This is a genomic window from Cellulomonas sp. B6 (assembly GCF_001462455.1).
Taxonomy (GTDB): domain Bacteria; phylum Actinomycetota; class Actinomycetes; order Actinomycetales; family Cellulomonadaceae; genus Cellulomonas.
This window is the reverse complement of sequence record NZ_LNTD01000066.1, coordinates 12,088-37,234: the sequence shown is the minus strand read 5'-3', so window position 1 is coordinate 37,234 and position 25,147 is coordinate 12,088. Positions and strand designations below refer to the sequence as shown.

General features: G+C 75.2%; 24 protein-coding genes. 15 read left to right on the top strand and 9 right to left on the bottom strand.

What is annotated here, in order from left to right; all coding sequences use genetic code 11:
• Nucleotides 1-4 precede the first annotated feature (4 nt).
• Nucleotides 5-1,189, top strand: a complete 1,185-nt coding sequence (locus tag ATM99_RS05470; RefSeq protein ID WP_062101912.1) for a family 1 glycosylhydrolase — start codon at nt 5-7, stop codon at nt 1,187-1,189.
• 91 nt (nt 1,190-1,280) lie between these two features.
• On the opposite strand, the gene ATM99_RS05465 is transcribed toward ATM99_RS05470, so the two are convergent.
• Both ATM99_RS05465 and ATM99_RS05460 read right to left on the bottom strand, forming a co-directional pair.
• The gene (locus ATM99_RS05465; RefSeq protein WP_223304814.1) at nt 1,281-1,706 is read right to left on the bottom strand and encodes an SRPBCC domain-containing protein; all 426 of its coding nucleotides are present in this window, start codon (nt 1,704-1,706) and stop codon (nt 1,281-1,283) included.
• A 55-nt stretch (nt 1,707-1,761) separates the two neighbouring features.
• Complete coding sequence (locus ATM99_RS05460; RefSeq protein ID WP_062101911.1) at nt 1,762-3,366, bottom strand: methyl-accepting chemotaxis protein; 1,605 nt, start codon at nt 3,364-3,366, stop codon at nt 1,762-1,764.
• Between the two features lie 187 nt (nt 3,367-3,553).
• On the opposite strand from ATM99_RS05460, the gene ATM99_RS05455 reads away from it, so the two are divergent.
• Complete coding sequence (locus ATM99_RS05455) at nt 3,554-3,976, top strand: VOC family protein (protein ID WP_062101910.1); 423 nt, start codon at nt 3,554-3,556, stop codon at nt 3,974-3,976.
• Nucleotides 3,977-3,994: 18 nt separating this feature from the next.
• Here ATM99_RS05455 and ATM99_RS05450 read toward each other — a convergent pair whose 3' ends face one another.
• Nucleotides 3,995-6,532 carry a tetratricopeptide repeat protein gene (locus ATM99_RS05450; protein WP_062101909.1) on the bottom strand — a complete coding sequence of 846 codons (2,538 nt, stop codon included), beginning with the start codon at nt 6,530-6,532 and terminating at the stop codon, nt 3,995-3,997.
• A 113-nt stretch (nt 6,533-6,645) separates the two neighbouring features.
• Between ATM99_RS05450 and ATM99_RS05445 the strand changes: the two genes are divergently transcribed.
• The 7 genes from ATM99_RS05445 (at nt 6,646) to nrdI (ending at nt 11,417) form a co-directional block, all read left to right on the top strand.
• On the top strand, nt 6,646-7,404 hold the full coding sequence (locus ATM99_RS05445; protein ID WP_062101908.1) for a DUF1266 domain-containing protein: 759 nt from the start codon (nt 6,646-6,648) through the stop codon (nt 7,402-7,404).
• Between the two features lie 42 nt (nt 7,405-7,446).
• On the top strand, nt 7,447-7,584 hold the full coding sequence (locus ATM99_RS19255; protein WP_160309424.1) for a hypothetical protein: 138 nt from the start codon (nt 7,447-7,449) through the stop codon (nt 7,582-7,584).
• Between the two features lie 47 nt (nt 7,585-7,631).
• Nucleotides 7,632-8,537, top strand: coding sequence for an ABC transporter ATP-binding protein (locus ATM99_RS05440; RefSeq protein WP_223304813.1), 906 nt, complete (start codon nt 7,632-7,634; stop codon nt 8,535-8,537).
• Entirely contained in the window at nt 8,534-9,394 is an 861-nt protein-coding gene (locus tag ATM99_RS05435; RefSeq protein WP_062101906.1) for an ABC transporter permease, read from the top strand. The genes ATM99_RS05440 and ATM99_RS05435 overlap by 4 nt, the downstream gene beginning before the upstream one ends.
• 1 nt (nt 9,395) lies before the next feature.
• Nucleotides 9,396-9,653: a helix-turn-helix transcriptional regulator gene (locus tag ATM99_RS05430; RefSeq protein ID WP_046529780.1), complete on the top strand. Its 258-nt coding sequence runs from the start codon at nt 9,396-9,398 to the stop codon at nt 9,651-9,653.
• Nucleotides 9,654-9,703: 50 nt separating this feature from the next.
• The gene (locus ATM99_RS05425; protein WP_062101905.1) at nt 9,704-10,894 is read left to right on the top strand and encodes a cobalamin-independent methionine synthase II family protein; all 1,191 of its coding nucleotides are present in this window, start codon (nt 9,704-9,706) and stop codon (nt 10,892-10,894) included.
• Between the two features lie 88 nt (nt 10,895-10,982).
• Nucleotides 10,983-11,417: a class Ib ribonucleoside-diphosphate reductase assembly flavoprotein NrdI gene (gene nrdI, locus ATM99_RS05420; RefSeq protein ID WP_062101904.1), complete on the top strand. Its 435-nt coding sequence runs from the start codon at nt 10,983-10,985 to the stop codon at nt 11,415-11,417.
• A 173-nt stretch (nt 11,418-11,590) separates the two neighbouring features.
• On the opposite strand, the gene ATM99_RS05415 is transcribed toward nrdI, so the two are convergent.
• From ATM99_RS05415 to ATM99_RS05405, 3 genes are all read right to left on the bottom strand, one after another.
• Nucleotides 11,591-13,231, bottom strand: coding sequence for an OmpA family protein (locus ATM99_RS05415; RefSeq protein ID WP_062101903.1), 1,641 nt, complete (start codon nt 13,229-13,231; stop codon nt 11,591-11,593).
• Nucleotides 13,232-13,273: 42 nt separating this feature from the next.
• Nucleotides 13,274-14,911: an OmpA family protein gene (locus ATM99_RS05410; protein WP_062101902.1), complete on the bottom strand. Its 1,638-nt coding sequence runs from the start codon at nt 14,909-14,911 to the stop codon at nt 13,274-13,276.
• A gap of 119 nt (nt 14,912-15,030) precedes the next feature.
• Nucleotides 15,031-16,305: an alpha/beta fold hydrolase gene (locus ATM99_RS05405; RefSeq protein ID WP_062101932.1), complete on the bottom strand. Its 1,275-nt coding sequence runs from the start codon at nt 16,303-16,305 to the stop codon at nt 15,031-15,033.
• 102 nt (nt 16,306-16,407) lie between these two features.
• Between ATM99_RS05405 and ATM99_RS05400 the strand changes: the two genes are divergently transcribed.
• The 4 genes from ATM99_RS05400 to ATM99_RS05385 all read left to right on the top strand — a co-directional run bounded on the left by ATM99_RS05400 (nt 16,408) and on the right by ATM99_RS05385 (nt 19,587).
• Nucleotides 16,408-17,337 carry a metal ABC transporter substrate-binding protein gene (locus ATM99_RS05400; RefSeq protein ID WP_062101901.1) on the top strand — a complete coding sequence of 310 codons (930 nt, stop codon included), beginning with the start codon at nt 16,408-16,410 and terminating at the stop codon, nt 17,335-17,337.
• Nucleotides 17,334-18,113, top strand: a complete 780-nt coding sequence (locus tag ATM99_RS05395; protein WP_062101900.1) for a metal ABC transporter ATP-binding protein — start codon at nt 17,334-17,336, stop codon at nt 18,111-18,113. The genes ATM99_RS05400 and ATM99_RS05395 overlap by 4 nt, the downstream gene beginning before the upstream one ends.
• A 41-nt stretch (nt 18,114-18,154) precedes the next feature.
• Nucleotides 18,155-18,994, top strand: a complete 840-nt coding sequence (locus ATM99_RS05390) for a metal ABC transporter permease (RefSeq protein WP_150118158.1) — start codon at nt 18,155-18,157, stop codon at nt 18,992-18,994.
• A gap of 155 nt (nt 18,995-19,149) precedes the next feature.
• Complete coding sequence (locus ATM99_RS05385) at nt 19,150-19,587, top strand: nitroreductase family deazaflavin-dependent oxidoreductase (RefSeq protein WP_062101931.1); 438 nt, start codon at nt 19,150-19,152, stop codon at nt 19,585-19,587.
• A gap of 292 nt (nt 19,588-19,879) precedes the next feature.
• Here the strand turns inward: ATM99_RS05385 and ATM99_RS05380 are convergent, their stop codons facing one another.
• From ATM99_RS05380 to ATM99_RS05370, 3 genes are all read right to left on the bottom strand, one after another.
• Nucleotides 19,880-21,349 (bottom strand): flotillin family protein, encoded by a 1,470-nt coding sequence (locus tag ATM99_RS05380; protein WP_062101898.1) that lies wholly within the window; start codon nt 21,347-21,349, stop codon nt 19,880-19,882.
• Nucleotides 21,350-21,456: 107 nt separating this feature from the next.
• Entirely contained in the window at nt 21,457-21,927 is a 471-nt protein-coding gene (locus tag ATM99_RS05375) for an NfeD family protein (RefSeq protein WP_046529770.1), read from the bottom strand.
• A gap of 139 nt (nt 21,928-22,066) precedes the next feature.
• Nucleotides 22,067-23,617, bottom strand: coding sequence for an amino acid permease (locus ATM99_RS05370; protein WP_062101897.1), 1,551 nt, complete (start codon nt 23,615-23,617; stop codon nt 22,067-22,069).
• Between the two features lie 169 nt (nt 23,618-23,786).
• On the opposite strand from ATM99_RS05370, the gene ATM99_RS05365 reads away from it, so the two are divergent.
• The gene (locus ATM99_RS05365) at nt 23,787-24,245 is read left to right on the top strand and encodes a hypothetical protein (RefSeq protein ID WP_062101930.1); all 459 of its coding nucleotides are present in this window, start codon (nt 23,787-23,789) and stop codon (nt 24,243-24,245) included.
• A gap of 155 nt (nt 24,246-24,400) precedes the next feature.
• Complete coding sequence (locus tag ATM99_RS05360) at nt 24,401-25,147, top strand: HNH endonuclease family protein (protein WP_062101896.1); 747 nt, start codon at nt 24,401-24,403, stop codon at nt 25,145-25,147.

Below are 25,147 nucleotides of genomic sequence, written 5' to 3'. Positions count from 1 at the left end.
CCCTGTGGCACACACCCTGCAGTTCCCCGACGGATTCCGCTGGGGCGCGGCGACCGCCGCGCACCAGATCGAGGGCAACAACGTCAACAGCGACTGGTGGGTGCGCGAGCACGCGGCCGGCACGACGATCGTCGAGCCGTCGGGCGACGCCGCGGACTCCTACCACCGCTACGCGCAGGACATGCGGCTCCTCAAGGACGCCGGCCTGGACACGTACCGGTTCAGCATCGAGTGGGCGCGCATCGAGCCCGAGAAGGGCTTCGTGTCCCGCGCCGAGGTCGCGCACTACCGGCGCATGGTCGAGACGGCGCTCGAGCTGGGCATCACGCCGATGGTCACGCTCATGCACTTCACGGTGCCGCGCTGGTTCTACCAGGAGGGCATGTGGCGGGCCGCCGACGCGGCGGACCGGTTCGCGCGGTACGTCGAGGCGGCGCTGCCCGTGCTGGGCGACGACGTCGAGTGGGTGTGCACCATCAACGAGCCGAACATCGCGGCGATGATCGCGGGCGGCGAGGACCCGGCCAACCTGGTCGCGTACGGGCTGCCCGCGCCGGACCTCGCGGTGGCCGACACGCTGCTCGAGTGCCACCACCGAGCGCAGGAGGTGCTGTCAGGCGTCGGCGGCGTGCGGTCGGGCTGGACGATCGCGACGCAGGCGTTCCAGGCGGAGCCGGGCTGCGAGGACGTCAAGCACGCGTACGGCTACCCGCGCGACGACTGGTACCTGGAGATGTCGAAGGGCGACGACTGGGTCGGCGTGCAGGCGTACACGCGCACGATCATCGGCCCCGACGGCCCGCGGCAGGTGCCGGAGGGCGTCGAGACGACCCTCACGGGCTGGGAGTACTACCCGCCGGCGATGGCCGAGGGCGTGCGCTCGGCGTGGGAGCTCACGGGCGGCGTGCCGGTGTTCGTCACCGAGAACGGCATCGCGACCGCCGACGACGCGCGCCGCATCGACTACACCGAGGCCGCGCTCGCGCACCTGCACGCGGCGATCGCCGACGGCGTCACGGTCGAGGGCTACCTGCACTGGAGCCTGCTCGACAACTACGAGTGGGCCAGCGGCTTCCGTCCCACGTTCGGCCTGGTCGGCTGGGACCCCGAGACGTTCGAGCGCCGCCCCAAGCCGAGTCTGGCGTGGCTCGGCGAGCAGGCGCGGGCGAACGCCCTGACCGTCCGCTGACGGTCGGGACGACGCCGGCGCACGGGCCACCCCTCCCGTGCGCCGGCGTCGGCGTCGGCGTCCCGAGCGGGCCTGCGCTCACCGCGAGCGTTCACCGTCCGTCGACGTCGCCGCCCTCGCTCGCTCGCTTCCACCGCGCGAGGTGGTAGCGCCACCCCTGCTCGTGCTCGTCGGGCAGCGAGCGCGGGGTCCGTGCGCGGACGAACCCCGTCTCGGTCAGGTCGACCACCGTGGACGTCCCGTCCGCGGTCAGACGGATCACGACCTCGAGCGGACGGCCCCACGTCGGCTCGGCCCACGCGAACGCGAGCAGCCGCGGCGCGTCGCACCGGGTCACGCGGCCGGTGGCCGTCGCCTCGACGCCGTCCTCGACCCAGGTCTCGACGAGCGGCGAGCCGACGACGGCGTCGAAGCGCATGTCGGGCCACCACGCGTCGCGCCCCGCCGTCAGGAGCCGCCAGACGACGTCGGGTGACGCGTCGATCCTCGTCCCCACCGTCACCGAGTCGCGCAGCACCCGAGCACGCTACCGACCCGGTGCCGGCGTCGGCCGACCCCGAGCACGTGAACCCCTAGTACGTGAACCGCGCCGTCCGGGTGCGCAGGTCGGCGGCGATCCGGGCCAGGTCGGCCACCGACGTCGTGACCTGGTCCATCGCCTCGTTGGTCGACGTCGCCTGGGTCGCGACGCCGGTGATGGTGCCGGCGATGTCGCCCGAGCCGGTCGCGGCCTCCGTCACCGACCGGGACATCTGGGTCGTCGTGGCGGTCTGCTCCTCGACGGCCGACGCGATGGTCAGCTGGAAGTCGTTGATCGCCGCGATGATGCGCGAGATGTCGCCGATGGCCGCGACGGCCCCGGCGGTGTCGCCCTGGATGGCCTCGACGCGCCGCGCGATGTCCTCGGTCGCCTTGGCCGTCTCCGAGGCCAGCTCCTTGACCTCCCCGGCCACGACCGCGAAGCCCTTGCCGGCCTCGCCCGCGCGGGCCGCCTCGATCGTCGCGTTGAGCGCCAGCAGGTTGGTCTGCGCGGCGATCCCGGTGATGAGCTTGACGACGTTGCCGATCTCCTGGCTCGACTCGCCCAGGCGGCTGACCTGCTCGTTCGTGGTCTTCGCGACGTCTGTGGCCTGCCCCGCGACCCGCGCGGCCTCCGACGCGTTCTGCGCGATCTCCCGGATCGACGCGCCCATCTCCTCGGTCCCCGCCGCGACGGCCTGCACGTTGCGCGACACCTGCTCCGCGGCCGCGGCCACCGAACCCGCCCGCTGCTCGGTCTCTCGCGACGCCGACGCGACCTGCGTCGACGACGCCGACAGCTGCTGCGTCGCCGCGGCGACGGTCTGCGCCCCCTCGACCACGCCGGCGAGCGTCTCGCGCAGCGACCGCTGCGCCTCGGTGAGCGCGGCCGTCATGCGCCCGATCTCGTCCCGCTCGCGCACCGTGGCCTCGACCGTGAGGTCGCCCGCGGCCATCGCGACCACCGCGTCCTGCACACCGCGCACCGAGCGCAGGATGCGGCGCACGGTCACGACCGCGACGCCCGCGGCCAGCACCAGGGCCACGACGACCACGGCCCACAGCACCACGACCGACGTCCGCACCATGCGTGCCGTCGCGGCGGTCGAGTCGCCCGCGAGCGCGTTGAGCTCCTCGACGACCGCCGCGATCTCGGTGTCGGCGTCGGTGCCTCGCACGACCAGGTCGTCGTTGAGGAACACCGGCGCGCGCGGGTCGTCCATCGCGACCATCTCGTGGTACCGGTCGGTGAGGTCCAGGTACGGCTGGATCGCGAGCTCGAGGCGCTCCCCGCGGTCGGGGTCCGCGGCGGTCAGCTCGTCCGTGAGCGTGCCGACCGCGTCACGCGACTCCGCGATCGCGTCGAGCGTCGCCGGGCGCTCGCCCTCGTCCACCGTCATGAGCCGCACGTTGCCGAGCCGCACGGCCGTGAACGCGCGCTGCAGGTCGGACACGCCGCGCAGCGGGCCGATGGCCTCCTGCTCGAGCCGCGTCTGGGCGCCCGCGAGCGCCTGCATGCGCGCGGTCGCGACCCCCGCGACCGCGACGACGACGAGCGCGAGCAGCGCGAGGCACGCGCCGATCTTCACGCCGAGCGACCGGTCGACGAACCAGCGCCACGGCGTCGTCGTCACCCTGGCCCGTGGGACACCGGCCATGAGAAACCCTCCTTGGTCTCGCGCACGACCGTCCTTGGTCGCCGACTCGCTCCCGTCAGCATCGGGTGCGATCGATACACCTTGAGGGGACCGGGTGAAGGTGCACCCGTGTGCGCGCACGCCGATGAGTCCGCGCGACCCGCCGGGTCGGCACCCCCACCGGCACGTACCCACGGGAGGACCGACCATGACCGCACGCCTCAGCCCCTACCTGGGCTTCCACGACCAGGCCCGCGCGGCGATGGACTTCTACGCCGACGTCTTCGGCGGCGCCGCGACGTCGAGCACGTTCGACGAGTTCGGCATGGCCTCCGACCCGGCCGACGCGGGCAAGATCATGCACTCGCAGCTCGAGCTGCCCGGCGGCGGGACGCTCATGGCGTCCGACACCCCGGCGTCGATGCCCGCCCCGGAGCGGCCCGGCGCGGTCGCGCTGTTCGGCGACGCGGCGGACGCCGAGACGCTGCGCGCGGCGTTCGCGCGGCTCGCGGACGGCGGCAGCGACGTCATGCCGATGGCGGTCGCCCCGTGGGGTGACGAGTTCGGGCAGGTCACGGACCGGTTCGGCACGACGTGGCTGGTCAACGTGGCGGGGCAGCCGCAGGGCTGAGCCGCGCGCGACCGACGCTCAGGCCGACGGCTCGTCGCCCGCACCGCCGCCGCGCAGCGCCGCGACGGCCGCGAGCCCGTCACGGGCGGCTGTCACGTCCGCCGCGACGCCGATCCGCGTCCCCACGTCGAGCGCGAGCGCGAACCACGCCTGCGCGTCGGTCGCGCGGCCGGCCGCGAGGTCGAGCGCGCCGAGCGCGTGCGCGGCCGTGCCCTGCACGAGCAGCACGCGCGCCGCGCGGCCCGCCGCGAGCGCCGCGAGCAGCTCACGGCGGCCCGCGTCGACGTCCCCCGTGGCCACCAGCGCCCGCCCCAGCAGGGCGCGCGCCTCGGCGCCGACCGCGGCCTCGAGGTCGGCGCGCCCGGCGAGCGCGGCCCGCACCTGGGCCACGGCGGCGTGCGGGTCGCCGGCCTCGAGCTCGACGCTCGCCAGGGCGGTCCGCACGGCCGCCTCGAGGCTCGCGTCGCCCATCGCGCGCGCGTCGTCGAGCGCGGCGCCCAGCACGGTCCGCGCGCGCGGCAGGTCGCCCAGCGTCTCGAGCATGGTCGCGTGGTTGAGCCGCACGATGCCCGCGTTGTTGCGGTCGCCGACGCGCTCGCTCAGCGCGAGGGCGCGCGCGTAGCCGTCGCACGCCTCGTCGTACCGGCCCAGCAGGCGCAGCGTGTCGGCGCGGTTGCCGACCGCGCGGCCCTCGCTCACGGCGTCGCCGCCGCCCCGCGCGGTCTCCTCGGCGCGGGCGTACGCGGCCGCGGCGGCGTCGAGCCGCCCGAGGCGCTTCTCGACGTTGCCGACGCGGTTGAACGTCTGCCCCGGGCGCGCGTCGTGCCCGGACTCGGCGGCGCGCACGAGCTGCGCGAGGGCCTCGTCGTAGTGCCCGAGCCGCTCGTGCGCGCGGCCCAGGTCGCGGCACGCGCGCGCGACGGCGGCGGGGTCCCCGCCGGTGGCCGCGGCGCCGTGCACCACGAGCGCGTCGCGCCAGCGCGCGACCATGTCGAACCACGGGCCGAGCGCGTCCGACAGGCCCTGCGCGACGTCCGTCAGCCCGAGGTCCGCCGCGAGGGGCGCCGTCGCGACGCACACCGCGCGGTGGGTCTCGAGCCACGCGTGCGCGGCCGCGACGGCGTCGTCGTCCGCCGCACCGTCCGGGGTCCCGCGCGTGTCGGCGGCGTGCGGCGCGACGACCGCGACCCTCGCCGCGGCGCGCTCGGCCAGCCACGCGCCGAGCCGCCCGACGGCGGCGACCACGTCGCTGTGCGCGTCGACCGCCTCCGCCCGTTCGCGGGCGTACCGCCGGACCAGCGCGTGCAGGTGCACGGCACCGTCGGCTCCCGTGCGGACCAGGTGCACGTCGTCGAGCCCCGACAGCACGTCGCGCACCGACCGCTCGTCGGCCCCGACCAGCAGCGCGACGCACACGGGCGGCAGCGGCGCCGGCACGAGCGCGACCCGGCGCAGCACGCGCGCCTCGTCGGGGGCGAGCGCGTCGTACGCGGTGTCGAGCGCGGGCAGCGTGTGCGCCGACGCCTCGATGCGCCGCGCGTGGTCGGCCAGCGACCAGGACTCCTGCCCGGCGATCCGCCCGGCGGCGACGACGAGCGCGAGCGGCAGCCCCTCGCAGGCGGTCGCGACGCGGCGCGCCGCATCGGGCTCGGCGGCGACGCGCTCCGGACCCGCCACGGCGGCGATGAGCGCGACCGCCGCGTCGGGGGGCAGCGGCTCGACGCGCACGTGCACGCCTGCGACCTCGGGCAGCGCGCGGCGCGACGTGACGACGAGCGCCCACCCGGGGGCCGCGTCGGCGACGGCGGTCACGACGTCCGCGTCGGGCACGTCCTCGACGAGCAGCAGCCCCCGCGGCACGGGGGTGGCGTCCCCCGTCCGCGCCTCCGCGGGCTGGGCACCGGTGGGCACCGCACCGGCAGCCGAGGCCCCGGCGGACGAGGCACCGGGAGCCGCGACGAGGTCGGCGAGCAGGTCGCGCGCCTCGACGCCGTCGCCGGGCGTCGGCACCACGAGCACGGGCCGGCCCGTGCCCGCCGCCCACGTGCGCGCGGCGCCGTGCGCGAGCGCGGACTTGCCCACGCCGGGCATGCCGGTGACGACGGCGACGCGGCCCGCGTCCCACGCCGTGGTGAGCGCGTCGACCTCCGCGGCGCGTCCGGTGAGGGCGGCGGGCTCGTCGGGCAGCGGGCGCAGGGTGGTGCGTGGCGCGGCGGCGGGCGACGCGGCCGGCCGGGCGTCGGCCGCACGCCCCGCGACGGCGGCGTGCGCGGCGCGCCACGCGCGCACGTCGTCCTCGCCGCCGCCCAGAGCCCGCACGACGTCGGCGACGAGCTCGACGTCGAGCCGCGCGCGGCCGTCGCGGAACACGTCGTAGACCGTGACGCGGCCCGGGCGCCGCTCGCCCGCGGGCACGCCGCGTGCGGCGCGGACGCGCTCGACGCGCTGCACGAGCTGCGCGAACGACGGCGACCCCGCGTGCGCGCGCAGGGCCCGCAGCGCGCTCGTCAGGTCGTCCCAGCCACGGGGGTCGCCCGGGACGACGGGAGAGGTCACCGGTCGAGACTAGTCATCGGACGTTCGGGTTCGTTCGGACGCCTCGGGCGGCCGGACGCGCGCCCGGCACGATCGGGACGAACCCGTCCTGACCCGCCGTCCCGGAGGTACCCGTGGGATTCCTGTCGTCCCTCAAGAGCTTCTTCTCGTCGTCGTTCCACACGCTCGAGGGCGCGCGCCCGCTCTCGGACGCCGAGCAGCGCGGCCTCGCGCTCGGCGCGGTGTACGCGGCCGAGGGCAGCCTGCCCATGAACGCGCTCACGATGGAGGCCGACCAGCGCACGGCCGCCAGGCTCCTCGCGGGCGCGTGGGACGTGCACGGCCCGCAGGACGTCGAGAACACGTACGCGTTCCTGCTGACCGAGGGCCACCGCGGCTACTACGCGGTCGTCGGGCCCGCGGTCGAGGCGACGTTCGAGCAGCGCCTGGGCCGCCGCGAGTCGGAGGCCAAGGCCGACGAGGTCGCGGCGCAGGCCGCCGCGCGCGGGCTCGACGGCGCCCGGGCCCGCGAGTGGTACCTGGGGTGGCTCGCGTCGGCGAAGGTCGGCGGGCACGGCGAGCTGGTCGACCCGCTGCCGGCGTCGGTCGTCGCGTGGGACGCCGCACGCGTCGTGCACGTGAGCCGGCTGCTGGTCGACGCGGGGTTCGTCGACGAGGCGCGCGCGTACGCGGTGATCGCGCAGGCCGTGGACCTCGCGCGCCCGGCGTACGCGTCGTGGAAGGACTTCGGCGACGCGTTCTGCGCGGGTCGGGCGTTCTGGAAGGCGTCGAACATGCGGGACCCGCTGGACTCCGAGATCGGCAAGTTCACCAGCGCGACCCGGTCGCTGCTGGAGCAGGAGGACTCGCCGTGGCTGACGGTCCGCTGGTGACCTCGTCCCGCTGCGGGCGGCCCGGGCCGGGGGTGCGCTGACGTGCGCCGCCGGCTCGGGCTGCTGCTCGTGACGCTCGTGCTGGTCGCGGTGGGCACCTGGCTCGTCGCGACGTACGGGGAGGAGTGGCGGCCGGCCGTGCACGCGCTGCTCCGACGCGTCGCGTCCGGGATCCTCTGAGCCCGCTGGGGTAGCGGACCTACGATCCCGTGTAGTACATGTACTACATGGGACACAGAGCAGACCCCGCCATCGCGGTCACCGGCCTGCGCAAGGCCTACGGCGACCGGACCGTGCTCGACGGCATCGACCTGGAGGTCGCGCAGGGCGAGGTCGTCGCGCTGCTCGGCCCCAACGGCGCCGGCAAGACCACGACCGTCGAGATCGTCGAGGGCTTCCGGCGCCGCGACGCGGGCGACGTCCGCGTGCTCGGGGTCGACCCCGAGCACGGCGACGACGCGTGGCGCGCGCGCATCGGCGTCGTGCTGCAGTCGTGGCGCGACCACCGCCGCTGGCGCGTCGGCGAGCTCCTCGGCCAGCTCGCCGACGCCTACCGGCCCTACGGCACGCCCGACCGCCCGCGCCCCCGCCCGGTCGACGAGCTGCTCGCGCGCGTCGGCCTCACCGACGTCGCCGACCAGCGCATGGCCACCCTCTCGGGCGGGCAGCGCCGCCGGTTCGACGTCGCCGTCGGGCTGGCCGGCCGCCCCGACCTGCTGATCCTCGACGAGCCCACCGCGGGCCTCGACCCCGCGGCCCGCCGCGAGTTCCACGAGCTCGTGCACGAGGTCGTCGACCTCGACGGCACGGTCGTCCTGCTCACGACGCACGACCTCGCCGAGGCCGAGAACGTCGCCGACCGCATCCTGCTGCTCGCGGGCGGGCGCATCGTCGCCGACGGCAGCCCCGCCGCCGTCGCGCGCGACGTCGCCGGCCCGTCCGAGGTGCGCTGGGCCAGCGGCGGGCAGCGGCACGTGCACAGCACGCACGACCCCGTGGCGTTCACGCGGGAGCTGCTCGCCACCACGCCCGACGTCGCCGACCTCGAGGTCGCGCACGCGAGCCTCGAGGACGCGTACCTGGAGATCGTCCGCCGCCACGAGGCCGGCCAGCCGCTGGAGGTCACCCGATGAGCACGCCCACGCCCCGCGCCCACGCCGTCCGCCTCGGCCTGCGCCGCGGCCTCGCCGACTTCCGCAACATGCTCCGCGCACCCGACGACATGGCCTGGAACGTCGTCATCGGCGTCGCGCTGCTGGTCTACCTCGTGACGCAGCGGCACGTCGAGGTCCCCGGCGCGGGCGGTGCCACGCTGCCCGACCTGGCGATGCCCGGCATCCTCGCCGCCGTCGTCGTGTTCGGCATGGTCATGGGGCCCGCGTTCGCGCTGTCCGCCGACGTCGAGGACGGCACCCTGCTGCGACTGCGCACCACGCCGCGCGGCACGACCACCTACACGGTCGGCGTGGTGCTCGCGCAGGTGCTAGGCGCGTTGCCCATGTTCGTCATCCTGCTCGCGCCGTGGGCGCTGCTGCTCGGGGACCCCATGCACCGGGGCGTCGCCGGATGGGCCGCGCTCGTCGGCTGGATCGTGCTCGGGACCCTCGCGACGCTGCCGATCGGGATCGTCGGCGGTGCGCTCGCCGGACGCACGACCCGCGTGCTGCTGCTCGTCATGGCACCCGTCGTCGCGCTCTCGGCCGTCTCCGGCGTGTTCGGGCCGCAGACGATCCCCGGCTGGGCGAGCGGCGTCGTGCAGGTGTTCCCGCTGTACTGGCTCGCGCACGGGCTGCGGTCCACCACGCTGCCCCCGGGCGCCGAAGGGCTCGAGGTCGGCGGTGCGTGGCACCCCGAGATCGCCGTGCTCGTGCTGCTCGCCTGGGCCGTCGTCGGGCTCGTCGCCGCACCCGCCGTGCTGCGCCGCACGGCCGCCCGCCAGACCGCGGGCGCGCTGGCCGACCGCCTCCACGCCTTCCTGCAGCGCGGCTGACGTGGCGAGCGAACCCACGCCGGGCCGCACCACCGCGGCCGAGACGGTCCACAACCGCATCGCCGTGCTGCGCACCGAGCGCGGCGTCAGCCGCCGCGAGCTCGCCGAGGCCCTCGGCGTGCACTACCAGACCGTCGGGTACCTCGAGCGCGGCGAGTACAGCCCGTCGCTGCACCTCGCACTGCGCATCGCCGCGTTCTTCGACGTCCCCGTCGAGGTCGCGTTCTCGCTCGAGCCGTTCCCGCGGATCGGGTCGTGAGGCCGGGACGTCCCGGCGCGTCCACCGGCGCGGGTCGTAGCATCGCCCGCGTGACCATCGCCACCACGCACGCCGGTTCCCTGCCCCGCACGCCCGAGCTCGCGGCCGCCAACGCCGACCGCGCCGCCGGGCGGCCCCGCGCCGACTGGGACGACTTCCTGCGCGAGCAGGTCGCCGCGCTCGTGCGGCGGCAGGTCGAGCTGGGCATCACGGTCCCGGGCGACGGCGAGTACGGCAAGGCCATGAGCCGCAGCGTCGACTTCGGCGCGTGGTGGTCGTACTCGTTCGCCCGCACGGGCGGCCTCGAGCTCGACGAGTCGATGGCGTGGGCGGTCGAGCGGCACCTGTCGACCCCCGGCGACCTGCGCACGACCGGGTTCGTGCACCGGCGCGACCACCAGCTGTTCGCCGCGGCGTACGAGGACCCGCGCTCGGGCGTCATGGGCGGCGAGGCCCCCACGACCTTCCCGCGGTGCACGGGCCCGCTCACCTACACGGGCCACGACGCCGTCGCGTCCGACGTCGCGAACCTGCGCGCGGGCCTGACCGCCGCGGGGGCCACGGACGGGTTCGTCACCGCGATCGCGCCCGGCTCGGCGGCGCGCCTCACCAACGACCACTACGCGACCGACCGCGACTACCTGTTCGCGTGGGCCGACGTGCTGCGCGAGGAGTACGTCGCGATCCTCGACGCGGGGCTCACGCTCCAGGTCGACGACCCGTCGATCGCCGAGAACTGGGACCAGATCGAGCCCGAGCCCGCGCTCGACGACTACCTCGCGTTCACGGCGCTGCGCGTCGAGGCGCTCAACCACGCGCTGCGCGACCTGCCCAAGGACCGGATCCGTTTCCACCTGTGCTGGGGCTCGTGGCACGGCCCGCACACCACGGACCTGCCGCTGCGCGACATCGTGTCGACCATGCTCGACGTGCACGCCGGCCAGTTCTCGTTCGAGGCCGCGAACGTCCGCCACGAGCACGAGTACCGCGTGTGGGACGACGTCGCGCTGCCCGCGGGTGCGGTGATCCTGCCGGGCGTCGTGTCGCACGCGACCAACGTCGTCGAGCACCCCGAGCTCGTCGCCGAGCGCATCGAGCGGTTCGCCGCGCGCGTCGGCCCCGAGAACGTGATCGCGTCGACGGACTGCGGCCTGGGCGGGCGCGTGCACGAGCAGATCGCGTGGGCCAAGCTCGGCTCCCTCGTCGAGGGCGCGCGGATCGCGTCGGCCCGGCTGGGCTGACACGACGCACGACCACGCCCCGGGCGACGCGCACGCTCGGGACCAACGTCCGGGGTCGTCGCGGGGTCCGGCGCGGTGGGCTGAGGGCATGCGCCGCACGCCCGTCTACTACTACTCGTCCACGAGCGGGCTCGTCCGCACGTTCGCCGAGCGGCTCGACCGCCCCGTGCACAACCTGGCCGAGCGTGAGCACCGGCGCAGCGAGGCCGACGGCCCGTGGGTGCTGCTGACCCCGTCGTACAAGACCGGCAACGAGTCCAACGACACGATCCCCGAGGCCGTGCGCCGGTTCCTGCGCTCGGAGCGCAACCGGCGCCTGCTCGTCGGCGTCATGGGGTCCGGCAACCGGAACTTCGGCGCGTACTACCAGAAGGCGGCGCGCGAGGTCGCGCAGCGGTCCGGGCGGCCCGTGCTGTTCGAGTTCGAGCTGGCCGGCACGCCGTGGGACGTCGAGGAGTGCGAGCGGATCCTCACCGACCTGGACGCCGCGCTCGACGCCCGGCACGCGCAGCGGGCCGGCTGAGCGGGTGCCGTCCCGACCCCGGGACGGCAGGGTGTCCCGCATGGACGACGAGCAGCGCACCCGGTGGCGCGTGCGGCTGCTGACCTGGACCGCCGCGGCCGTCGTGCTCGGGGTCGTCGTCGGGCTGGTCTACGCGGTCTACCCGCTGCTGGTCTGACCCGAGCCCGCCCGGCCTACTCCTCGCCCGCGCCCGTGGCCTCGTCGCCGACCTCGATCCCCGTGATCCGCAGGTCGCTCGCCAGACCCCCCGTCCCGAGCTGCAACGTCACGACGTCCGGCAGCGAGGCGGGGAAGACGTACGAAAACACCCCCTGCTGACCGGCGTCGAGCTGGCCGCCCGTGCCCAACGGCCCGGCCGGGAAGAACTCGCCCGCCGGCCACGTCGCGTTCGTCGCCGCCGCGTAGTCGAGGACGAACACCTGGGTCGCGCCGTCGACGACCGACGTGAAGCCGGTCGCGTTCAGCGGGGACGTCGAGTCCAGGCCACGCCGCGCGGGGTTCTCCCCGGTGAGGAACGCCATGGGGTGCAGACCCGACGCGCCGTCCGCGTTCGCCACCTCGAGGTCCACGACCACGTGCCCGTCGACCCGCCGCGCGCTCGCCGTGACGTCGAACTGCCGCCCGCCGGACTCGACCCGCACGGGCTCACCACCGGTACCGACCGACCCCTTCTCGAACGGCGGCAGCTCGCCCCGGGTCGTCACGTCGACGCTCGTCACGACCGTCGACGTCAGCGTCACCGTGACCCGGCGGTTCAGCGCGCGGTTGTCGTCGGAGTCGTTCGGCACGAACGGCTCACGCTCGCCGCGGCCGTCGACCCGCAGCGGGTACGCGGCGGTGTCGACCACGGCGCCCAGCGCGTCGGCGACCGACTGCGCACGGCGGCGCGACAGGTCGTCGTTGTACGCGTCGTCGCCCTGGTCGTCGGTGTGGCCCACGACCTCGACGGTGCCGGGGGCCCGCTCGGCCAGGCGCTGCGCCACCACGGCGACCGCCCCCTGCGCCGCGGGGTCGAGGTCGGCCGAGTCGAACGCGAACAGCACGTCCGCGCCGAGCGTGATCTCGAGCCGCTCGGCGGACTCGACGGTCTGCACGGCGCCCTCGAGCTCGCGGCTCGTCTGCTCCAGCGGGTACGTCCCGGCCTCGACCACCGCGTCGAGGTCGAGCACGGGCGCCGGGTCGGGCGTCGCCGCCGCGCTCGACGTCGGGCTCGCGGTCGCGGCGCGTGCGTCCTGCTGCGCCGGGGTCAGCGCCACCGGCACGTCGCCGTCGACCACGGGGACGCCCGCGATGAGGGGCGCACCGGGCACGAGCACCGCGAGGTGCTCGACGCCGGCGGGTGGCGCCGCGTACGGCAGCTGCACCCGCACGCCGTCGACGGAGCGGACGTAGACACCCTCGCCCGGGGCGACGACCGGCCGCTCGTCCGCCCCGAGCCCGGCGTGGTGCGCCACGTCGTTCTGCAGGTCGAGCAGCCGGATGGCCGTGGGGCCGAGGGTCGGGACGATGCGCGACGTCGCACCCCACCCCTGCAGGAAGACGTCGACGTCCTCGCCCGCGCCGGGGACGCCGAGGTCCAGCGTGAGGACGACCAGGTCGTCGGCCCGCACCAGCGGGTGCACGTCGACACGCACGTCGTGACCGTCCGACGGGATCGTCACGGTCTCGACGACGGCCTCCGGGTCGAGGGCGGCGGCCGACGGGCTCGCCGACGCGGCGCCGCCCGTCGGCGACGGCTGCGGGTCGGCGGTGCAGGCCGCCAGCAGGACGGTCAGCGCGACCGCGAGGACGGCGGGGACGGGACGGGGACGCAACGGGCCTCCAAGGACGACCGGACGGCGGGCGGGGTACCGGGGCTAGCGGCCGGCGGGGTCCGCGGCGACGGGCACGTCGACGATGCGGAAGTCGGTGTCGAACGAGATGCCGGTGCCGACCTGGAACGTCACCGCGTCGGTGGCCATGCGCGGGTAGACGAACGAGTAGACCCGGCTCTGCCCGCCGTCGATCCGGCTCGCACCCTGCAGGTCGGTGAGCGTCAGCCACTCGCCGTCGGGCGCGCGCTCGGTGGTGCCGATCCGGTAGTCCATCGGGTAGAGCTTCGTCGCGCCGTCGAGGATGACGGCGCGCCCCGAGATGTCCATCGGGGTGTCGGTGCCCTTGCCCCGGTGCGACGACCACCCGCGCAGCGACGGGAACACCATGCCCGTGTCCGCGTAGTCGTCGATTCCCCGCACGGTCAGGTCGACGACCACGTGCCCGTGCACGGTGCGCGCGGACGCCTTCACCTCGTGCACGCGCCCGCTGGCGACGACCAGCGGCTCCTCGCCCTGGCCGAGCAGACCCTTGTCCCCGAACGGCGGCAGCTCGCCCGTCGCGGTCACGTCGGTGCGGGTCGTGACGGTCGACGTCAGGCTCACGGCGACACGACGGTTCAGCGCGCGGTTCTCGTCCGAGTCGTTCGCGACGAACGGCTCGGTCTCACCGCGCCCCTCGACATGCATGCGGTAGTCGGGACCGACGAGCGGCCCCAGCGCGTCGGCGACGGCCTGCGCACGCTGCCGTGAGAGGTCGAGGTTGTACGCGTCGTCGCCCTGGTCGTCGGTGTGCCCGACGACGCCCACGGTGCCGGGCTCGCGCTCGGCGATGCGTGCCGCGACGAGCGCGATCGCCTCGCCGGCGGCGGGGGTCAGCGTCGCCTGGTCGAACTCGAACAGCACGTCGGAGCCGAGCTGCACGTCGACCCGCTCGGTCGACTCGACGGTCTTGACCGCGCCCTCGAGCTCGGCCGAGGCCGAGTCCAGCGGGAACACCGGCGCGTCGACGATCTCGTCGACCGCGATGCGCTCGGGCTCGGGGGCAGGCGACGGGGTGGCCGTCCCCGTGCTCGTCGCCGTCGGCGTCGGGCGCGGGGCGTCCGGACGCACGCTCGACGGCACGTCGCCGTCGATCACGGGCACCGACGCGACCAGGGGCGCACCGGGCAGGAACAGCGACATCTCCGTGACGTCGGCGTCCGGGGCCGCGTACGGGATCTGCAGCCGCGTGCCCTGCGGCCCACGCAGCCACTCCCAGTCCTTCGGCGCGACGACCGGCTTCTTGTCGGCGCCGACCGCCGCGTGGTGCACGACGTCGCGCTCGAGGTCGACGAGGCGCACGTTCGCCGGGTCCGACAGCGTGAGGTTCGTCGCCGTCGGCCCGCCGAAGCCGTAGACGACGACGTACCCGCTCTCGCCGAGGTCCTCGAGCGGCGTCAGGTCGAGCGTGAGGACCGCGAGGTCGCCGTCCCGCACGACCGGGTGCACGTCGACCCGCACCTCGATGCCGCCCTCGGGGATGACGGGGGACGCCACGACGTCCTCAGGCTGCGGCCCGGCGTCGACGCTCGCCGCGGGCGACGAGGTGGGCGACGGGTCTCCGTCGCCGGCGGTGCAGGCGGTCAGCAGCAGCGGCAGCAGGGCGACGAGCGCGACGGCGCGGCCGGGACGGGGACGCACGGGAACCTCCGGGGTCGACGGGGAGGGCACCCATGATGCCGGACTTGTCCCGACCCGTCGGGTGCGCGGCGGCGCCGTCACCCGGATGCGCCGGGCCTGCACCCGGTCGGCGCCGGGCGTCAGCGTGCCGTGACCGCCCACCGCCCGGCCGTGAGGTCGGCCAGCCGCGGCAGGATCACGTCGCCCGCGACCCGCAGGCCGTCGTGCAGGTGCTCGTTGGTGACCCACACCTGGCTGCTCCCGAGCCCGGACGCGGTCGCGAGGGCCAGGTCGAGGTCGACGTACGGGTCGTCGTAGTACTGGACCGCCGCGACCGGGACCTCGTTGGCCGCGAGCCGGTCGGTGTCGTAGAGGTCCGGCCACGACGTGCGCGCCGCGAGCTCCTCGGCCGCCGCGCGGAACGGCCGCAGCGCCGCGACCTGCTCGAACATCCACGGGTAGACGGCCTCGCCCGTGAGCTGCACCGGCCGCGCACCGGCCGCGAAGTCCGCGTGCCGCGCGTGCTCGGCGGCCGCGGCCCAGCCCGGCGCGCGCTCGCCCTGGTGGTAGATGACCTCCTGCAGCACGAGGTACAGCGGGTTGGTGTCGAAGCCCGTGCGGGCGGCGACCTGCGCGAGGAACCCGGGCGCGGGCTCGCCGCGGCGGTCGAGCGCGGTGTCGAGCAGCCAGTGCAGGTCGTCGACGCCCGTGCTCATGCCGAGCGGCATGCCGAGGGTCTGCAGGCGCTCGACGCTCAGGACGTCGCCGGTGGGGAGCCGGACGTCCCCGGCGGCGACGCGGTCCGCGAGCCGTGCCAGCAGGGCGACGTCGTCGGGGAACGCGCGGGCCAGCGCGGCGTTGCGCGCGCGCTGCCGCGGGTAGGTCGCGGCGTAGACGTCCTCCGCGGTCGCGCCGGCGGGCGGCAGGCCGCCCGTCACCCAGCACGCGTCGAGCGCCTCGGGGTGCCGCGAGAGGTAGGTGAGCGTGCAGAAGCCGCCGTACGACTGGCCGAGGGTCGTCCAGCGGCGGCCGCCGTAGACCGTGCGGCGCAGGTGCTCGGCATCCTGGACGATCGCGTCGGCGCGGAAGCACGCGAGGTAGTCGGCGGCGGTGCGCGGGTCGTCGAACGCGGCGACGTCGGCGGCGTCGACGCGGGTCGAGCGTCCCGTGCCGCGCTGGTCCAGCAGCACGACGCGGTGCGTGCGCAGCGCGGTCGCGAGCCAGCCGCCGGGCGTGGGGCGCGGGGCCATGCCGCCGGGGCCGCCCTGCAGGAACAGCAGCAGCGGCAGGTCCTCGGCGTCCCGCGTGGGGTCGACGACCTCGCGCGCGAACACCTCGAGCGCGCCGAACCGGTGCGGGTCGGCGTGGTCGACGGGGACCTCGACGCGGTGCTCGCGCACCCGGAACCCGGTCATGGCGTACTCGTGCGTGCTCACGCGCCCCACCCTAGGCGTGGTCAGCAACGTTTCGCCCTCCGCCGATTGCAAGTTCGGTCGCCCGAAACTAGCCTCACCGGCATGCCCCGGACCCGCGCCCTCGCCGCCCTCGCGCTCGTCGTCGGGCTGCTCGCGGCGTGCTCGCCGGGCGCTGCCGGCACCACCCCCGCCGACGACCCGGACGACGACCGACCCGTCGTCCTCACGACGTTCACGGTGCTCGCCGACATCGCGCGGAACGTCGCCGGCGACCACCTGCGCGTCGAGTCGATCACGCGCGTCGGCGCCGAGATCCACGGCTACGACCCCACCCCCGGCGACGTCGCCCGCGCGCGCGACGCCGACCTCGTGCTCGACAACGGGCTCGGGCTCGAGGCCTGGTTCGCGCAGTTCCTCGACGGCGTCGACGTGCCGCACGTCGTCGTCTCCGACGGCGTCGACGTCCTCGACGTCACCGAGGACGCCTACGCGGGACGCCCCAACCCGCACGCGTGGATGAGCCCGCTGCGCACGCAGGTGTACGTCGCGAACATCGCCGACGCGTTCGCCGCCCTCGACCCCGCGCACGCCGCCGACTACCGCGCGAACGCCGCGGCGTACTCCGCCGAGCTGCAGCGCGTGCACGACGAGCTCACCGCCGCCGTCGCGACCCTTCCCGAGCGGCAGCGCGTGCTCGTGACCTGCGAGGGCGCGTTCACCTACCTCGCGCACGACGCCGGCCTCGACGAGCACTACCTGTGGGCCGTCAACGCCGAGCGGCAGTCCACGCCCCGCCAGGTCGCCGCCGTCATCGACGTGGTCCGCGAGCGCGACGTGCCCGCCGTGTTCTGCGAGTCCACGGTCTCGGACACCGCGATGCGGCAGGTCGTCGACGCGAGCGACGCGACGTTCGGCGGCACGCTCTACGTCGACTCGCTGTCCGAGCCCGACGGCCCCGTGCCGACCTACCTCGACCTGCTGCGGCACGACGTGCGCACCGTCGTCGACGGCCTGACGGGGGGTGCGTCGTGACCGGGCGCGCCGAAGCGACGCCCGCCGGCGCCGCGGGTACGACGACGCCCGCCCTGGACGTCCGCGGCCTGCACGTGCGCTACGGCGACGTCACCGCGCTCGACGGCGTCGACCTCACGCTCGCGCACGGGCGGGTCTGCGGCCTCGTCGGCGTCAACGGGTCGGGCAAGTCGACGCTCTTCAAGTCCGTCATGGGGGTCGCCCGGCCCGACTCCGGGACCGTCCGCGTCGACGGCGGCGACCCCGCGACCGCCCGCCGCCGCGGCGCCGTCGGGTACGTCCCGCAGAGCGAGGACGTCGACTGGTCGTTCCCCCTCGCGGTGCGCGACGTCGTCATGACCGGCCGGTACGGGCACCTCGGGTTCACGCGGCGCCCCCGCCGCGCGGACCACGCTGCCGTCGACGACGCGCTCGCGCGCGTGGGCCTCGCCGACCTCGCCGACCGGCAGATCGGTCGGCTGTCGGGCGGGCAGCGCAAGCGCGCGTTCGTCGCGCGCGGCATCGCCCAGGGAGCGACCGTGCTGCTGCTCGACGAGCCGTTCGCGGGCGTCGACAAGGCGTCCGAGGCCATGATCACGCGCCTGCTGCGCGAGCTCGCCGCCGACGGCGCCGCGGTCCTGGTCTCGACCCACGACCTCGCGGCGCTGCCCGCGCTCGCCGACGAGGCCGTGCTGCTGCACCGGCACGTCCTCGTGCACGGGACCCCGCAGGACGTGCTGCGCCCCGAGAACCTCGCCCGCGCGTTCGGGCTCGACCCGCTCGGAGGTGCGCGGTGACCGTGATCGACCTGCTGACCCAGCCGCTGACGTACGACTTCATGGTCCGCGCGCTGGTCACCGTGCTCGTCGCATCCGTGGTGTGCGCGGTGCTGTCGTGCTGGCTCGTGCTCGTGGGCTGGTCGCTCATGGGCGACGCCGTGTCGCACGCGGTGCTGCCGGGCGTCGTGCTCGCGTACGTCGTCGGCGCGCCGTTCGCGGCCGGGGCCGTGGTGTTCGGCGTCCTCGCGGTCGTGCTCATCGGGTTCGTGCGCGACACCAGCCGCGTCAAGGAGGACGCCGCGATCGGCATCGTCTTCACGTCGCTGTTCGCGCTCGGACTCGTGCTGGTCTCGGTGACGCCGAGCCAGACCGACCTCAACCACATCGTCTTCGGCAACCTGCTCGGCGTCTCGCGCGCCGACCTCGCGCAGGTCGCCGCGCTCGGCGTCGTCGTGCTCGCGCTGCTGCTGCTCAAGCGCCGCGACCTCACGCTCTACGCGTTCGACCCCACCCACGCGCACGCGATCGGCCTGCACCCGCGGCGCATCGGCGCCCTGCTGCTGGGGCTGCTCGCGCTCACCGCCGTCGTCGCGCTGCAGGCCGTCGGCGTCGTGCTCGTCGTCGCGCTGCTCGTCATCCCCGGCGCGACCGCGTACCTGCTGACCGACCGGTTCGCGCGCATGCTCGTGATCGCGCCCGTCATGGCCGCCTCGTGCGGCGTCGTCGGGCTGTACGCGAGCTACTACGCCGACACCGCGTCCGGGCCGACGATCGTCCTCGCGCAGGGCGTCGTGTTCGCGCTGGTCCACCTGTTCGGCCCGCGCCGCGGCGTCGTGACGACCCGGCTCGCCCGCCGGCGCACGGCCGGTGCCGCCCCCGCCACGACACCCAGCGCCTGACCCTCACCACCTGACCCTCACCGCCGAGCGCACCACGACGCGCCCGAGTGCGCCCGCGACGAGCGGCGCACTCGGCGGCGTCCTGGCGCACTCGGCGACAGGGGCCGGGGGCCGGGGCGGGGAATGAGGGGTGCCGGGCTCGAGTTGTGCACGGCATGCCCCTCGTCGGTGAGTACGCCCCCAGCACGTCGGAGTTCGCCCGCGAGCAGGTCGAGCTGATCGAGAGCTCGGGCGGCACGCGCGGCACCACGCTCAACGACCGGCCCGTCGTCGTGCTGTGGACCCTCGGCGCGAAGAGCGGCAAGATCCGCAAGACGCCGCTCATGCGCGTCGAGCACGACGGCGAGTACGCGGTCGTCGCGTCGATGGGCGGCGCGCCGACGCACCCCGTCTGGTACGGCAACCTGCTCGCGCACCCGCTGGTCGAGCTGCAGGACGGGCCCGTGCGGCGCGACTACGTGGCCCGCGAGGTCACGGGCGCCGAGCGCGACGCCTGGTGGGCGCGCGCGACCGCCGTGTGGCCCGACTACGACACCTACACGACGCGCACCGACCGGCAGATCCCGGTCGTCGTGCTCACGCCCGCTCCCTGACGGGCCGGCCTGCGCCTGACGAGCAGGTCCACGCGCCGACAGGTGCTGGATCGCACTCTCGGCGCGAGCCGGTGCCGGATCGCACTCTCGGCGCGAGCCGGTGCCGGATCGCACTCTCGGCGCGAGCCGGTGCCGGATCGCACTCTCGCCGCCGGAGGGTGCTGGATCGCACTCTCGGCGTGAGAGAGCGATCCAGCACCGACCCGGGGACCCGGGGCCGACGGGTGGCCGGACGACGAGGCCCCGGCCCGGATCGCTCCGGGCCGGGGCCTCGTGCCGTGCGTGCCGTGCGTCAGGCGGTGTGGTTCGTGCCCGTCGACGACCCGGTGACCGCGTTGCCGGCGATGCTCGCGACGAGCGTGCTGAGGTCGAGCCCCGTGAGGGACTTGATGACCTCCTGGCCCTCGCCCAGCACCTGCCCGACCGTCTTCGTCACGGCCGACGCACCGTCGGTCGAGACGACCGTGAGCTGGTCGATGCCGCTGATCGGCTCGGCCGCGGCCCGCACGATCTCGGGCAGCAGCGCGATGACCTGCTGCGCGAGGACGGCCTCGCCCTGCTCGCGCAGCGCCTCGGCCTGCGCGTGCGTGGCCTCGGCCTGCGCAAGACCCTCGGCCTTGGCGGCCGCGGCACGGGCCAGACCCAGCGCCTCGAGCGCCTTGGCCTCGGCGAGCTGACGGTCGCGCTCGGCGTTGCCGGCGCGGATGGTCGCCTCGGCCGCGGCCTCGGCGTCCTGCACGGTCGCGATCTTGTTGGCCTCGGCGACCTTCATGCGGCGGTACGCGTCGGCCTCGGCGGCCGCGTTGGCGGCGTCACGCTCGGCGTTGGCCTGCTGGACCGCGGCGTACGCGGACGCCTCGGCCGGCTTGCGGACGTCGATGTCGAGCTGCTCCTCGGTGACCTTCGCCTTCTCGGCGAGGGCCTCGCGCTCCTGGAGCGCCACCAGCTTGTCCTGCTCGGCGCGGGCCAGCTGACCGGCGGCGTTCGCCTGGGCGTTCGCCTTGTCGGTCTCGGCCTTGATGCCGGCCTGCTTGAGCGCGAGGTCGCGCTGGCGCTCGGCGATGGACTCCATCGCCTGGATCTTCGCGAACTCGGAGACCTGCTGCGCCTCGGCCTCCTTGACCTCGGCGACCTGGCGGGCGCGCGCGGCCTCGGCGCGGCCGAGGTTCGCGAGGTAGTCGGAGCCGGGCGTCGAGATGTCGGAGATGTTGAGCAGGTCGACCTGCAGACCCTGCTCGGCCAGGTCGGTCTTGGTCGAGTTGACCACCGCGTCCTGCAGCGACTTCCGGTCGCTGATGATCTGCTCGATCGTCATGTCGCCGATGATCGAGCGCAGCGAGCCTTCGAGGGACTCCTTGATGACGTCGGTCAGCGTGGCCTGCTGCGACAGGAAGCGCTGCGCGGCACGCCGCACACCCTCCTCGTCGCCCCGGACCTTGAAGTTGATGGACGCCTTGATGGCGAGCTTGATGCGGTTCTTGTCGACGCCCTCGACGGTGATGCCGATCTGCCGCTGCTCGAGCGAGATCGGGAAGCCCTGCTGCAGCACGGGCCACACGAACACGCGCCCGCCGACGACCACGCGCTGGCCCGCGTCGGCCGCCGCGTTCCGGCCGGCGCCGCGCCCGACGATGATGAGGGCCTCGTTCGGGGGCACCCGGCGGATGCGCTTGGTGATGAGGGCGATCACCGCGACGAACGCGATGATGAGGGCGCCGACGGCCAGCACGGTCGAGCCGCTGCCCTGCGTGAAGTCGAACATGGTGGGTCCCGGCCGGGCCGGGGCTCCTTCCTCTCGGTCCTGCTCGGGTGGTGCGGCCGCCGCACGCGGCGGCGGGGTGGAGCGGGGTGGGACGGGGCCGGCGCGCGTCAGCTCGCGCGGACGACCTGCACGCGCGAGCCGGAGACGCCGACGACGACGACGCGGGTGCCCGCGGGGATGTCCTCGTGCGACCACGCCAGGCGGGCCTCGAGGTCGCGCACGCCCTCGAGGCGGACCTCGCCGCCGCCGGGGCCGGTCGTCGCGGTCGTCATGCCGTACGCGCCGTCGAGGGGCGGCGGGGGTGCGTCCTCGGTGTCCGACAGCCGCTTGATGAGCAGCTGCGCGACGGCCCCGGCGACGATCGCGAAGCCCACGCCGATGACGTACGCCCACACGGTCGCGAGGTGGGAGTTGAGGACGATGACGCCGCTCGCGCCGAAGACGACGGAGCCCACGCCGGCGGCGATGCCGGAGAACCCGCCCTCACCGACGCCGATCGACTCGAACACGTCGCCGAAGACGAGCGACGCGAGCAGGACGACGAGGCCGAGGCCCCCGACGACGAGGAAGACGGTCACGTGAGGGGGTCCCTTCGGTGGCTTGCGCGTCAGTATGCCGCAGATGCCACCGTCCCGGCCGGGCCCCTGGACCCAGCCGGACGCGCGTCCGGGTGAACCGCGTGCACGGACAGCCGCAGGTCACGGGCACGCCCGCGGCTCAGCCGTGCGCGCCGCCTTCGAGCTCCGACTCGGCCAGCGCGACGGGACGGCCGCGTCCGAGCATCGAGTTCCGGTAGGAGAACGTCGCGTAGACCACCGCACCGACCGCGACCCACACGAGGAACCGCAGCCACGTGAGCGTCGTGAGGTTGAGCATGAGCCACAGGCACGCGACGCCCGCGACGACCGGCAGCACGGGCGACCACGGCACGCGGAAGCCGCGCGGCAGGTCGGGCCGCGAGCGGCGCAGCAGCGGGACGCCGAAGCTGACGAGGACGAACGCGGACAGCGTGCCGATGTTGATCATCTCCTCGAGCAGCTCGACCTCCGAGAGCCCGGCGATGAGCGCGACGACGACCCCGGCGCCGATCTGCAGCCACATCGGCGTGCCGAACCGCGGCGACGTGCGGGACACCGCCCGGGGCAGCAGACCGTCGCGGCTCATCGCGAAGACGACGCGCGTGAGCCCCAGCAGCAGCACCATGAGCACGCTCGTGAGGCCCACGAGGATGCCGACCGAGATCACCTTGCCCGCCCAGTCGGCCCCGACCAGCACGAACGCGGTGGTGAGGGACGGCGAGTCGGACGCCGCGAGGTCGCGGTAGCTCACCATCCCGGTGACGACGACCGTCACCAGCACGTACAGCACGGTGACGAGCGCGAGCCCGCCGAGGATGCCCTTGGGCACGGCCCGCTGCGGGTCCTTGGTCTCCTCCGCGGTGGTCGCGACGACGTCGAACCCGATGAACGCGAAGAACACCAGCGCGGCGCCGGACAGGATGCCCATGACGCCGTACGTCGTGGGCTCGAAGCCCAGCAGGAACCCGGTGAGCGGCTGGTGCAGGCCGCTCGTGCCCGCGGGGGCCGGCTCGGCGGGCGGCACGAACGGCGTCCAGTTCTCGGCCTTGACGTAGAAGAACCCGGTGACGATCACGAACAGCGTGATGCCGACCTTGATGATGGTGAACACGCTGTTCACGCGCGTCGACAGACGCGTGCCGACCGCCAGCAGCGCGGTGAAGACGCCGACGATGAGCATGGGTCCCCACGCGACGTCGACACCCCCGACGCTGACGACCGTCGGCACGTCGACGCCGAACAGCCCGAACGCGTCGGACAGGTAGACGCCCCAGAACTTCGCGATGACGGCCGAGGCCAGGAGCATCTCGAGGATCAGGTCCCAGCCGATGATCCACGCCACGAACTCGCCCATGGTCGTGTACGAGTACGTGTACGCCGACCCCGCCACGGGCATGGTGGACGCGAACTCGGCGTAGCACATGATCGCGAGCCCGCACACGACGGACGCGATGACGAACGACAGGATCACCGACGGGCCGGCGTGCCGGGCGGCGGCGGTGGCCCCGACCGAGAAGATGCCCGCGCCGACCGCGACCGCGACGCCCAGGACCGCGAGGTCCCACGCGGTGAGCGTGCGCCGCAGCTGCCGCGACGGGTCGTCGACGGCCGCGAGCGCGTCCTCGACGGACCTGCGCCGCAGGATCCCGCGGGGGCCGGAGATCCCTCCCGTGCCCTGCCGTGCCGTCATCGCTCCCCCTCGGGTGTCGTGCGCATCACCGGGTGAGCATGACGCGCGAGCGCCCCACGGTCCACCGGACGTACGTCCCGGCACCCGCGTGCGGCGTCGGGCGGCGCACCCGCGGCCCGGGTCGCGCGCCGGGCGTGCGCGCGGCCCGCGCCGCCCGCAGGGTGGGGTCATGGCTGAGCGCACGCGCGACGACGGGCCCGACGACCAGCACCTGCCGCCCGACGGCGTCGACGACGCGACCGTCGAGGCGGTCGGCGGGGTGACGGCCGCGTTCGAGGTGGTCGAGCACGCACGCGGGATGCTCTACGCGTTCCACCGTCTGGTCGGGCGTGCGGACATGGAGCTGCAGGAGGCCCTCGACCGGCTCGCGGAGGCGGGGCACGCCGAGCTCGCGGACCGCGTGCGCGCCGACGTCGTGGGGCGGGACGTGCTGCCGGGCCGGTGGACGTTCCAGGTGGTCGAGGAGTTCGACGCGGGGTACCACCACGCGTTCGCCGACGCCGAGCGACTGGTCCGCGACGAGCTCACCGCGGGCCGGCGGCACGTCTACGAGGCGCGGCTGAAGGAACGTGAGCGCACGCACGGGCGTCCGGGGCACGAGGCGCTGCCGGAGGACGTCGAGGCCTGACGCGCCCGGCCGGGCGACGGGCGCCGGCCGGTCGCGGGCCGGACCCGTCCGGACCGGTGCACGGCCCGCCCCCAGGTGCCCGTGGCGCGCACCACGTCCCCGACCGCGCGCGTCGACGGGCGCGGTGTCGGACCCGTCGGGCAGGGTGTGCGCCCGTGACCTCGCTCGACGCCCTCGTCCGCGCCGCCGCCCGCCCTGCGCCGCGCCCTGGTGGGCGGCGCCGCCGGCGCGCGTGGCCGTGGACGGTGCTGCTGCTCGTCGCGCTCGCCGCGGGCCTGGGCGGGCCCGTGTGGCTCGACGCCCGGGCGGCGGCCCGGTACCCGGTCACGGCGGTGGACCTCGCGGCCGGGCGTGCGGCGCTCGACTCGCTCGCCGTGAAGGGCCGGGCCCCGCGCACGGGCTACGCGCGCGAGGAGTTCGGCCAGGCGTGGGCCGACGTCGACCGCAACGGCTGCGACACCCGCAACGACGTGCTCGCGCGGGACCTGTCCGACGTGACGACCGACCCCGGGACGCGCGGGTGCGTCGTGCTCACGGGCACGCTCGACGACCCGTACACCGGCACGACGATCGCGTTCGAGCGCGGCGAGCGGTCGTCGCAGGTGCAGATCGACCACGTCGTGGCGCTGTCGGACGCGTGGCAGAAGGGCGCGCAGGGCTGGACCGCCGAGCAGCGCCGGGCGTTCGCGAACGACCCCGCCAACCTGCAGGCCGTCGACGGCCCGACCAACCAGCGCAAGGGCGCGGGCGACGCGGCCACGTGGCTGCCGCCGAACGCGGGCTACCGGTGCGTGTACGCGCTGCGGCAGACCACGGTGAAGGCGGCGTACGGGCTGTGGGTCACGCGCGCCGAGCACGACGCGCTCGACCGTGAGCTGGGCCGGTGCGTGGTCGCCAGCTGA